This is a genomic window from Micromonospora sp. NPDC049089 (genome assembly GCF_040648775.1).
Classification (GTDB): domain Bacteria; phylum Actinomycetota; class Actinomycetes; order Mycobacteriales; family Micromonosporaceae; genus Micromonospora.
Map to the genome: position 1 here is coordinate 1 of NZ_JBEZEH010000218.1, position 11,878 is coordinate 11,878.

Sequence of the window (11,878 nt, forward strand, 5' to 3'; positions counted from 1 at the left end):
GGCGGGCCGGTCCCGTCACCGTCACACCCGGAGGGCGCGACAGGTAATGCTGACCGATCCGAAGATCAGAGCGGGCGGATGTTCTCCGCCTGCGGGCCCTTCTGGCCCTGGGTCACCTCGAACTCGACCCGCTGGTTCTCGTCCAGGCTCCGGTAGCCGGAGGACTGGATCGCCGAGAAGTGGGCGAAGACGTCGGCGCCGCCGCCGTCGGGGGTGATGAAGCCGAAGCCCTTGTCAGCGTTGAACCACTTCACGGTGCCAATAGCCATGTGTTTCGTCTCCTTGACGGAACGTCGGACACGCACTTGTTGCGTGCCCGAAGAGGAGCGCTCCGCGCGGGGATGCGCGAATCGCCTGTCGCTTCTGGTCGCCCCGCCCGGAGAACTCCGGACACAACAAAGAGCGCCTGGGGCCACAATCCCGCCAGGCGCACACAGAGTCTCTGGTAACCAAAACTGCAACCCGGTCAACCTACCACGGTTTTCCCCGCAGTGGTCAATGTTGGGCAGAATCCTCGGGCAACTGGGCGATCATGGCCGTGAGGCCGGTCACATCCAGCAGGTCGGCGGGCCGGACGGTGACCCCGTGGCGGACGTAGTGGAACGCCGCGCCCACCCGGTCGACCGGCACACCGGCCAACTCCGCCCAGGCCAGCCGGTACACCGCCAGCTGCACGGCGGCCACGTCGGCTGCCGGCCCGGTGGGCTGCGCGCCGGTTTTCCAGTCGACCACGTCGAACCGGCCACCCGGCCTGGCGAAGACCGCGTCCATCCGGCCCCGCACCACCACTGAAGCGATCACCGTGGCGAAGGGCACCTCGACCTCCACCGGTGACCGGTCGGCCCACTCGCTGGCCAGGAACCGCTCCTGAAGCTCGACCAGCGCCTCGTCGGGTGCGGCGTCCGCGTCGGCCGCGCCGGGCAGCTCGTCCAGGTCCAACAGGCGGTCGGCGCCGAAGCGCTGCTCCAACCAGGCGTGGAAGGCGGTGCCTCGACGGGCGTACGGGTTGGGTTCGGACGGCACCGGGCGACGCAGCGTACGCGCCAGCGCCGCCGGATCACGCCGCAGCGCTACCAGCTGGGTGACGCTCAGCGCCCCGGGCAGCGCCACCTCGACCGCACCGGAGAGCCGGGTCAGCTCGGCGCGCTCCGCCAACAGCAGGTCCGCCTCGCGCTGCCAGCGCGCCACCTCCGGATCCACCTCCGGCTCGACCTGCTCGACCGGCTCGCCTGACTCGACCGTCGAGCCGATCGGCGTGACCGGCCCGGCGAGCACCGGCCCGACCGGCCCAGGGAGCACCGGCCCGACCGGCCCGGGGAGCGCCGCCGCCGGGCCGTCGGCCATCAGGCGACGCACCAGCCCGGCCGCCTCGGCCAACGCCGGCCGGCGACCGCCCAGCGGGTCGGCCGGCCACTCCGCGCGGAGCACGACCTCGGCCGTGGGGTTCGTCGCGTCCGGGGTCGGCTCGGGCGCCCACGCGTCGATCAGGTGCCCCGGCCCGCCGTCGAGGCAGGCGTCGTACACCTCACGCAGGAAGACCGACGGACCTCGCGGTCGCTTCGTGCCCTCTCCCCACCAGTAACCGGAGCAGAGCAGCAGCCGGCGCGGCCGGGTGACAGCCACGTACGTCAGCCGGCGTTCCTCCCGCTCGTCGTGGGCACGCCACGCGTCGGTGAAGTCGGTCACCGCCCGCGCCACGGCCCGCTGGTCCCCCGCCTCGTCGAGCGCCAACTCGGGCAGCCCGTCGGCGTCGCCGCGCAGCGGGAACGGCAGTACGCCCAGCCCACCCAGCCAGTGGTCGGAGTTGCGGACCGGCCCCGGCCACAGCCCACGACTGAGCCCGGCCACCGCCACGACGTCCCACTCCAGGCCCTTGGCGGCGTGCGCGGTGACCACCTGCACCGCGCCCTCCACCACCTCGACCTCGCCCGGCGCCAGACCGCGCTCCTCGTCCTCGGCGGCGGCCAGGTAGGACAGGAACCCGGACAGGGTCGCGCCGGGCGTCTCCCCGCTGAACCGGGCCGCCACGTCGCCGAGCGCATCCAGATGCCCCCGGGCCAGGCCCGCGTCGCCGGCGCCGTCCCGGCCGGCCCGCACCGCGACCTCCACGTCCAGGCCGATGGTCCGCTCGATGTCCGCGATGAGGTCCGGCAGCGCCTGGTCCAGCCGGTAGCGCAGCAGCGCCAACTCCCGGCCGTACGCGCGCAGCCGCGCGAAACCCTCGGCCGAGTACGCCTGCGCCGGCCCGAGGTCGGCCAACGCCTCCACCAGGGTCGCCTCGTCCAACAGGTCGGGGCTGATCTCCGAGGCCTCGTCGGCGGCCACCTGTCGCCGGGCGTTCGCGATGGCCCGGGCTCGCCGGTGCAACGCCACCAGGTCACGTGGCCCGATCCGCCAACGGGCGCCGGTGAGCAACCGCAGCAGCGCGGCGCCATCGGTCGGGTCGGCCAGGACCCGCAACGTGCAGACCACGTCACGTACCTCGGGGGTGTCCAGCAGGCCGCCCAGCCCCACCACCTCGACCGGTAGGCCCCGCTCACGCAGCGCCGACTCGATCGCCGGAATCTGGCTGCGCACCCGGACCAGCACGGCCGTCGTCGGACGGCGCTCCACCGGGATGTGTTCCGGGGCCGCGCCCGGCATCCCGGCCGCGCCACGCCAGGCGGCGAGCACGCTGTCGGCGATCCAGGCGGCCTCGTCGGCGTACGTGGGCAGCATCGCGCAGTGCACGGTGCCGCCGGCCGCGCCGCCCGGGCTGCGGTGCGGGATCGGGTCCCGGACGGTCAGCGCGGAGCGCAGTTCCGGCACCCGGGCACCCGCCGCCCGCAGCGGGGTGGAGAGCGCGTTCGCCACCCGGAGGATCTCCGGGCGGTTGCGCCAACTCGTGGTGAGCCCCAGCGCCGGGGCCGGCTCACCGTTGGCGCGGGCGAACTCGGTGGGGAACCGGTCCAGGGTGCCCGCGCTGGCCCCCCGCCAGCCGTAGATCGACTGGCACGGGTCGCCCACCGCGGTCACCGGGTGCCCGCCACCGAACAGCGCGTTGAGCAACACCACCTGTGCGTGGCTGGTGTCCTGGTACTCGTCGAGCAGCACCACCCGGAAGCGGTCCCGCTCGATCACGCCGACCCCCGGGTGGTCCCGGGCCACCCGGGCCGCCCGGGCGAGCTGGTCGGCGAAGTCCATCGCCTCGAAGTCCTCCTTGCGCCGGGCGTACGCCCGCACCAGCGGCAACAGGCGCAACCGGGTCTGCTGGAGGGTGAGCGCCTTACGCACGTCGGCGTACACCCGACCCGGCCGGGACTGCACCTCGGCGAAGAACCGACCGGTCCAGGCCGCCAGGTCGTCCGGCGCGACCAGATGCTCGTCCAACTCCCCGGCCAGCGCCAGCACCGCGTCGGTGATGGTGCTCGGCATCCGGTCCACCTCGGACATGTCGCCGTCGTAGTTGCGCACCAGCAGGTCGACCAACTGCCAGCGGGACGCCTCGGTGAGCAGCCGGGTGGACGGCTCGTAGCCGGCCCGCAGCCCGTGCTCGGTGACGATCCGCCCCGCGTACGAGTGGTAGGTGGAGACGGTGGGTTCACCCGCGAGCGGGTCGTCCAGCGGGTCCCGCCCCTGCCTGCCGAGTCGGCGGATCAGCTGGTCGAGCCGGGTTCGTACCCGATGGGCCAGCTCGCCGGCCGCCTTGCGGGTGAAGGTCAGCCCGAGGATCTGCTCCGGCCGCACGTACGAGTTGGCCACCAGCCAGACCACCCGGGCGGCCATCGTCTCGGTCTTGCCCGACCCGGCGCCCGCGACCACCAGCAGCGGTTCCACCGGGGCGGCGATGATCGCGGCCTGTTCCCGGGTGGGCGCCGGCAACCGCAGCAGCTTGGCCAGCTCCACCGGTGTGTACCGAGGGCCGGAGTCCGCGAGTCGGGGCGTCGGCGCGGGACCCGCGCCGAACAGGGTGGGCTGACTCACCGTGCCGTCTCAGTTCCCAACACCGGCGCACTCCTCGCCCTCACGGTGCCATCTCAGTTCGTGACTGCGGGGCTCGCAAGCTCACTCCTCGCCATCACGGTGCCATCTCAGTTCGTGACTGCGGGGCTCGCAAGCTCACTCCTCGCCCTCGCCTGCGCGTCGGACGGTGGGCGGCTCGACGACCTGGCGGCCCTGCCCGGAGACTGGGCAGCTGGTGCGCACCGGGCAGACCCGGCACTTCGAGTTGGCCACCGCGGCGAACGTGGCGGCTGCCATCGTATCGGCGGTCCGCCGGACCAGCGCGGTCGCCCAACCGGCCGCCGGCCCCTCGCTGGCGGCCGGCTGATTCTGCTCCCTGGCGTCCTTGGCGGAGGTCCCGAGCTGCACCAGCGCGGCACCCCCGGACTCGTCACCGAACTCGGCGAACGCCCCTGCCTCCACCGCCGCCTGGTAGGCGCCGAGCTGCGGGTGCTCGGCGAGGTCGGTGCCGGTGACAGCTGTCGACTTGCCGGTCTTCAGGTCGATCACCACGAGCCGCCCGGCCTCGTCGACCTCCAGCCGGTCGACCCGACCGGTCAGGTCGACGGGCCGATTCGGGTCGTCCAGACGGACGGCGAACTCGTGCTCGATGGCGAGCAACCGGCGCGGATTGGTGGCCAGCCAGCGCAGCAGCTTGTCGACCATCGCCTCGGCGCGTTCCCGCTCCGGCCCGGCCATCCACCGGGCCGCCAGCTCGATCGCGTCGAACCGGGCGGCCACGTAGTCGAGCAGCGCGCCACGGTCGGCGCTGGCGTCCTCGGCGAGCATCGCGGCGGCGTGCACCAGGTTGCCCACCCCCTGCGCGGTGCTGGTAGGACCGCTACCGCCGTGCCGTTCCAGCAGCCAGCGCAGGCTGCACCGCAGCGCACTCTCCATGGCCGACGGGGTGACCCGCACCGGGTCGCCGTCGTCGACGAGCGGCCGGTCGTCGGAGAGAACCCGCAACCCCCACCAGTCGTCGGGGTGCGCGCCGGGCACCCCGGCGGCGGCGAGCCGGGCCAGCTCGGCCGCCGCGGCGCGCCGCCGGGCCGCCGGGGCGGCCGGGTCGGTGATGGCGGTACGGAGTTCCGCGACCAACGCCGGCAGGGTGAGCGCCCGAGGTGGACGGGTCACCGGCAGCGCCCCGGGGCGGTCCGGCTCCTCGTCGCCGGACTCGCCCGCCGCGGCGCCCCCGTTGCCGCCGGACGACGGCTCGGTGCGCGGACCGGGCGGGGTCGGTGGGGCCGGAGGCGGCGGGGTCGGCGGGGTGGGCGGCGGGGTCGGCGGGGTGGGCGGGGTGGGCGGGGTGGGCGGTGCGCTCGGCGGGGTCGGTGGCGGGATGCTCGGGCCCAGCTCGTGCAGGAACCGGCTGGGTTGCTCCTCGTGGTCGTCGCCGCCGACGGCGGCCGATGCCACGGCGCTGACCAGCAGCCGATGGCGGGCCCGACTGATGGCGACGTGGAAGAGCCGACGCTCCTCGTCCAGCAACGCCGAGGTCTGACCCACCACGTTCGCCGCGGTCGCCCCGTCGACCGACCGGCCGGCCAGCACGTCGACCAGTCGCTCGGAGCCGAGCAGGCTGCCGCGCAACCGCAGGTCCGGCCAGATGCCCTCCTGCACACCGGCCACCGCGACCAGGTCCCATTCCAGGCCCTTCGCGGCGTGCGCGGTCAGCAGGCGTACCGCCGCTCCCCGGTCGGCGGTCGGGGCGATGGTGTCGGCCGGCAGGTCCTGGGCGAGCACGTGGTCGAGGAAGACCTCGGTGCGGGCACCGGGCAGCCGGTCGGTGAACCGGGCCGCCGCGTCGAAGAGGACCAGCACGGCGTCCAGGTCGCGGTCGGCAGCCTCGGCTCGCCGACGCCGGGCCAGGTCGCCCTCACCGGCCTCCGGACGCCCCTGGTTGATCGCGCCGGCCCACCGCTCGGCGAGGCCACTGGCGTGCCAGACGGCCCAGAGCACGTCCTCGGCGGTCGCGCCCGGCCGGGCAGCGGCCTCGCGTGCGATGGCCAGCAGCCCGGCCACCGCCTGCGCCGGCTCCGCCCAGTGCCGCTCGATGCCGGCCAACTCCTCCGGATCCTGTAGTGCCTCGACGACCAGCTCCCCGGAGGGACGTCGGTCACCGCCGGCCAACGCGAGCGCGCGAAGGCCCTGCCGCAGCCGCCGTTCGGCCAGCGGGTCGGCCCCGCCGAGCGGCGAGTGCAGCAGCGCGACCGCCGCCTCCTCGTCGAGTCTTTCCGGCTCCAGCGCGCAGCGCAGCAGGAGCAGCAGTGGCGCGACCGCCGGTTGCAGGTGCAGGGGCAGATCCTCGCCGTGCACCACTGTGGGTACGCCGGCAGCGTGCAGCGCCCGTCGAAGGGTGGGCAGCTGCAACGCGGTGGACCGCACCAGCACCGCCATCCGTGACCACGGCACGCCGTCGAGCAGGTGTGCCGAGCGCAGCGCGTGGGCCAACCAGGCGGCCTCGCTGGTCGCCGAGCGGAAGGTGTGCACCTCGACCACGCCGGGCGGCGCGTCCGGCAGGGGGTGCAGCCGGCGGTGCGCGGCCGGGCCCCGCAGCCGGCGACCCAGCCGGGCGATCGCCGTGAGCAGACCCGACCCGGCCCGGTACGACGTGGTCAGCAGCACCTGCGCGGCCGGCGCACCGGATGCCGTCCGGAACCGGTGCGGGAACGTCGCCACCCCGGCCGGGTCGGCGCCCCGGAACGCGTACGTGGAGGAATCCGGGTCGGCGAACGCGACGAGCGACTTGCCACCGCCGGCGATGACCGAGAGCAGCTCCAGTTGGGCGGGGTCCGTGTCGGCCAGCTCGTCGAGGTAGACGTACGCGAGCCGACGACGCTCGGCGGCCAGCAACTCCTCGTCGTCGCGCAGCAGCCCGGTGGCCGCCCGGACCAGCTCCGCCGGGTCGTACGCGATGGAGCCCCGGTTGCTGACGTCACGCAACGCGAGCACGGCGACGTACTCCCGCAGGAAGCGGGCGGCGGCCGGCCAGTCGGCGCGGCCGAGCTTCTCACCCAGCCGGGCCAGTTCGATCGGGCCCACGCCGCGTTCGGCGGCGCGCATGAGCAGGTCGCGCAGTTGGCCGGCGAACGCCCGGGTGCGCAGGGCGGGGCGCAGGTCGGTGGGCCAGCCGACCGGGTCGTCCTCGGGCTCCTCGCCCACCACGTCCAGCAGCTCACGGATGATCAGATCCTGTTCGGGGCCGGTGAGCAGCCGCGGCGACGGTTCGCCCCGCTCGGCGGCGGCGCGGCGGAGCAGCCCGAAGGCGTACGCCGGGAAGGTGCGCACCAACGGCTCGCGCAGCACCCGGTGGCCGTCCTGGGCGATCCGGGCCTCGATGCGTTGTCGCAGTGCGGTGGCGCCTCGGCGGCCGAAGGTCAGCACCAGGATCCGTTCGGGGTCGGCCCCCTCGGCCACCCTGGCGGCGACCGCCTCGACCAGCGTGCTGGTCTTGCCGGTGCCCGGGCCGCCGAGCACGAGCATCGGCCCGTCGGTGTGCCCGACCACCTCGGCCTGCACCGGATCGGCCCGCCAGCCGCCGCCGACGGCCGGCTCGGCCCCGGCCACGCGATCGGGCCCACCGGACGTGCCGACACCGCCCACTGACGTGCCGTCGCTGGCGAGCAGGGAAACGCTGTCAGGCGTCGCCCCGTCCCCCCGCGCCGACCCTCCGGGCCGCCGCACCAACCGGTACGCCTGCATCAGCTCATCCCATCAGACCCATACGACAACCAACCCCACCCCTACCCCCACACCCCGCCCCCGCGCACCCCACCCCATCTACCCCTGTCGATCATGAGGTTAGCGGCGCGACACGCCGACGGAGACGCCGCTAACTTCATGATCACCGGGGCGGGCCGAGGTCCGGGCGGGCCGGGCGGGCGGGGTGGGGGTCAGGTCAGGTGGGATTCCAGGACGTCGAGGGCCTCGGTGACGGTGGTGGTGACCGTCAGGAGGTCGCGGCCGGCGGGCTTGAGGAAGGTCTGGTCGGCCAGCGCGTCGAGCCAGTCCAGCAGGGGGCGGTAGAACCCGTCGGTGTCGATCAGCACCATCGGCTTGGTGTGCTGGGCGAGGGTGGCGGTGGTCCAGACCTCGAACAACTCGTCCAGGGTGCCCAGCCCGCCGGGCAGGGTGAGGAAGGCGTCCGACTTGTCGATCATCAGGGTCTTGCGGCTGGCCATCGAGTCGGTCACCAGCAGCTCGTCCGAGGCCAGGTCGGCGACCTCCAGGTCGACCAGCGACTGCGGGATCACGCCGACGGTGCGCCCTCCGGCGGATCGGGCGCCGTCCGCCAGCGCGCCCATCATGCCGACACAGCCACCACCGCTGACCAGCGTGTGCCCGCGCCGGGCCAGCTCCGCGCCGGTCTCGGCGGCCAGGTCCAACCAGCGCTGATCGAGGGTACGAGAGGAGGCGCAGAAGACGCAGATCGCCGCCATCAGTCGTGGTCCCGAGCCTGTTCGGCTGCCGCCTGCTGGTCTGCGCCGGTGCGGGCGACGGCCTCCTCGCGGACCGCCTCCTGCTCGGCGGAGAGAGCGGCCTCCGACGCGACGATGTACCGGACCGCCTCGTTGACGTCGTCGGTGAGGCAGATCAGATCCAGGTCCACCGGCCCGATCTTGCCGGTGGCGGCCATCGTGTCGCGCAGCCAGTCCAGCAGGCCCTGCCAGTAGGCGACGCCCATGAGCACCACCGGGAACCGGGTGACCTTGCCGGTCTGCACCAGGGTGAGCGCCTCGAACAACTCGTCCATGGTGCCGAACCCGCCGGGCAGTACGACGAACGCCTGGGCGTACTTGACGAACATCGTCTTGCGGGCGAAGAAGTAACGGAAGTCGATGGCCAGGTCGACCCAGTCGTTGATGCCCTGCTCGAACGGAAGCTCGATGCCGAGCCCCACGGAGAGCCCGTTGGCCTCGCTGGCGCCCCGGTTGGCGGCCTCCATCACGCCGGGCCCACCTCCGGTGATCACCGCGTAGCCGGCTCGGGCCAGCGCACCGCCCAACTCCTCGGCCAACTGGCACTCGGCGCTGTCCGGCGCGCTACGCGCCGAGCCGAAGACGCTGACCGCCGACGGCACGTCGGCAAGGGTGTCGAAACCCTCGACGAACTCGGCGAGGATGCGCAGCGCGCGCCAGGCGTCCTTGGTCTTCCAGTCGCCCCGCCCCCGTGAATCAAGCAGTCGCTGGTCGGCGGTGCTGCTCGGGATCGCCCCTCTGCGCAGGGTGACCGCACCGCGATGCCGCTCCTGTCCGGGACCGCGACCGGCCTCCCGCCCGTTGCTCTGGCTCATGGGGCAACCGTAGTGGAGCAGCACCGCCCGGGTGCGCGGGGCGGGGACGCCGAGAAATTGTTCGGGATCACGGGCAACTATTCGGCGCTCCCGTACGTCTTACTATTCACATACCGGGTATGCCCCGGCGCGCGCCTTCGGGGGAGGAGACAGCGTGATCAGTAACAGCGAGATGATCCGGATTCGTCGCCAGATGCAGCGACGGATCCGAGACGTGGTGGCCGAACGCCGCCGCACCCGCCAGCAGAACCCGATCCCCACCTCCCCCACCCCGTCCGGAGCCGATCAAGAGGTTTGCGTCGCCGACAACGGGCCAGGCTGACGCAAACCTCTTGATCACCGGGCGCTCCGGCGGGGGTCAGGCTGGGGCTAGCCAGCGGTGCAGGGTTGCCGCGCCGTCGCGGATCTTGCTGATCTCGACGTGCTCGTCGGGGTGGTGGGCGAGGTTCGGGTCGCCCGGGCCGAAGTTCAGCGCGGGAATGCCCATCGCCGCGAACCGGGCCACGTCGGTCCAGCCCAGCTTGCCGATCGGCGCGGCGCCGACCGCCGCCAGGAACTCCTTCGCGGGGGCCGCGTCGAGCCCGGGCGCGGCACCGGCAGCAGTGTCGGTGACTTTCAGCTCGAAGCCGGCGAACACCTCACGCAGGTGCGCCTCCGCCTCGGCCGGGGTGCGGTCCGGGGCGAACCGGTAGTTGACCTCGACCTCACACAGGTCGGGGACCACGTTGCCGGCCACCCCACCGTTGATCCGCACCGCGTTCATGCCCTCGCGGTAGTCGCAGCCGTCGATGGTTACCCGGCGCGCCTCGTACGTCTGGAGGCGTCGCAGCACCTCGCCGGCGGCGTGGATGGCGTTGACCCCGTGCCAGGAGCGCGCCGAGTGGGCGCGTACTCCGGTCGTGGTGACCACCGAGCGCATGGTGCCCTGGCAGCCCGCCTCGACGATGCCGTACGTCGGCTCCAGCAGCACGGCGAAGTCCGCCTGCAACCACTCCGGGAACGCCTGGGCGACGAGGTTGAGCCCGTTGTACTTGGACTCGATCTCCTCGGCCTCGTAGAAGAAGTACGTCACGTCGTAGCGCGGCTCGGGCAGCGTCACCGCCAGGTGCAGCGCGTACGCGGTGCCGGACTTCATGTCGGAGGTGCCGCAGCCGTACATCAGGTCGCCGCGCATCGTCGACGGAAAGTTGTTGTTCAACGGCACCGTGTCGAGGTGCCCGGCCAGCACGACACGCTGCGACCGACCGAGGTCGGTACGGGCCATCACCGTGTTGCCGTGCCGGTGGGTGGTCAGGTGCGGTACGGCCCGCAGCACCTCTTCGACACAGTCGGCGATCGCCTTCTCGTTGAGGGACACGGACTCTATGTCGACCAGAGCGCGGGTCAGCTGCACCGGATCGGCGAGGACCTCGGGGGTCAGCGGGTTCTCCATGGTTCGCACGGTACCTTCAGGTCTGTCAGCGCGAGGAGCGAGCCGAGGTCAGCCCGGCCGTGACCGAGAGGTGTAACAGTGACGTCCGCAGATTCCGCCTGGGGCATCGGCCTGGCTACGGTCACCGCAGACGAGCAGGTGCTCGACACCTGGTACCCGACCGGCAAGCTGGGCCTGGGCGAGCTGCCGCTGGTCGCCGGCGAGGACAAGGCGGACGTGCTCGACCTGCCGCCGGCCGCGCTCGGTGACCGGCCCCTGCCTGGTCTGCGTACCGTGCAGGTCGTGACCGTGATCGGCTCGTTGGACGACCCGATCAAGGACGCCTCCGACGCGTACCTCCGGTTGCACCTGCTCTCGCACCGCCTGGTGCGACCCAACCAGCTCAACCTGGACGGCATCTTCGGCAAGCTGGCCAACGTGGCCTGGACGTCCGCCGGGCCGTGCCCCCCGGAGCGGGTGGACGAGCTGCGGGTGATCGAGCGGGCTGCCGGCCGGCACCTGGCGGTGTACGGGGTCGACAAGTTCCCGCGGATGACCGACTACGTGGTGCCCTCCGGTGTGCGGATCGCCGACGCCGACCGGGTCCGTCTCGGCGCGCATCTGGCCGCCGGCACCACTGTGATGCACGAGGGCTTCGTGAACTTCAACGCCGGCACCGTCGGCACCTCGATGGTCGAGGGGCGGATCGTGCAGGGCGTGCTGGTCGGCGACGGCTCCGACATCGGTGGCGGGGCCTCCATCATGGGCACCCTCTCCGGCGGCGGCACCGACAAGATCAGCATCGGTGAGCGCAGCCTGGTCGGCGCGAACGCCGGCGTCGGGATCTCACTCGGCGACGACTGCGTGGTCGAGGCCGGCTGCTACATCACCGCCGCGTCGAAGATCGCGCTCCCTGACGGCCGGGTGGTCAAGGCCCGGGAGCTGTCCGGCGTCGACGGTCTGCTGTTCTGGCGCAACTCGGTCACCGGTGGGCTGGAGGCCCGGCCGCGCACCGGCCGGGGCATCGAGCTGAACGCCGCCCTGCACGCCAACGACTGACGGCCCCGCCGGGTAGGCGCCGGACGGCCCCGGGACCAGAGAGGGTACGACGCACGGCCGGCGGGGCGCCAGGTATTTGAGTTTTGGGACAGTGTATCGCGCGGGGTGCCGGGGCGGGTCCACCAGCGCGACCG

The 11,878-nt window shown here is 73.2% G+C and carries 8 protein-coding genes; 2 read left to right on the plus strand and 6 right to left on the minus strand.

Going from position 1 to position 11,878, the window contains the following annotated elements:
- Positions 1–65 precede the first annotated feature (65 nt).
- The 5 genes from AB0B48_RS28180 to AB0B48_RS28200 form a co-directional block, all read right to left on the minus strand.
- Entirely contained in the window at positions 66–269 is a 204-nt protein-coding gene (locus AB0B48_RS28180; protein WP_007464836.1) for a cold-shock protein, read from the minus strand.
- Positions 270–495: 226 nt separating this feature from the next.
- On the minus strand, positions 496–3,963 hold the full coding sequence (locus AB0B48_RS28185; protein ID WP_357206758.1) for a UvrD-helicase domain-containing protein: 3,468 nt from the start codon (positions 3,961–3,963) through the stop codon (positions 496–498).
- 135 nt (positions 3,964–4,098) lie between these two features.
- Positions 4,099–7,683, minus strand: a complete 3,585-nt coding sequence (locus tag AB0B48_RS28190; protein ID WP_357206760.1) for an ATP-dependent DNA helicase — start codon at positions 7,681–7,683, stop codon at positions 4,099–4,101.
- Between the two features lie 191 nt (positions 7,684–7,874).
- Complete coding sequence (locus AB0B48_RS28195) at positions 7,875–8,420, minus strand: TIGR00730 family Rossman fold protein (protein ID WP_355008201.1); 546 nt, start codon at positions 8,418–8,420, stop codon at positions 7,875–7,877.
- On the minus strand, positions 8,420–9,274 hold the full coding sequence (locus AB0B48_RS28200; RefSeq protein ID WP_357206763.1) for a TIGR00730 family Rossman fold protein: 855 nt from the start codon (positions 9,272–9,274) through the stop codon (positions 8,420–8,422). Before AB0B48_RS28200 ends, AB0B48_RS28195 begins: the two co-directional genes overlap by 1 nt.
- A gap of 154 nt (positions 9,275–9,428) precedes the next feature.
- Between AB0B48_RS28200 and AB0B48_RS28205 the strand changes: the two genes are divergently transcribed.
- Positions 9,429–9,596 (plus strand): hypothetical protein, encoded by a 168-nt coding sequence (locus AB0B48_RS28205; protein ID WP_156057972.1) that lies wholly within the window; start codon positions 9,429–9,431, stop codon positions 9,594–9,596.
- Between the two features lie 36 nt (positions 9,597–9,632).
- On the opposite strand, the gene dapE is transcribed toward AB0B48_RS28205, so the two are convergent.
- A complete protein-coding gene (dapE, locus tag AB0B48_RS28210; RefSeq protein WP_355008204.1) occupies positions 9,633–10,706 on the minus strand; it encodes a succinyl-diaminopimelate desuccinylase in 1,074 nt (357 codons plus the stop codon).
- A 78-nt stretch (positions 10,707–10,784) separates the two neighbouring features.
- On the opposite strand from dapE, the gene dapD reads away from it, so the two are divergent.
- Entirely contained in the window at positions 10,785–11,744 is a 960-nt protein-coding gene (gene dapD, locus AB0B48_RS28215; protein WP_357206766.1) for a 2,3,4,5-tetrahydropyridine-2,6-dicarboxylate N-succinyltransferase, read from the plus strand.
- Positions 11,745–11,878 lie beyond the last annotated feature (134 nt).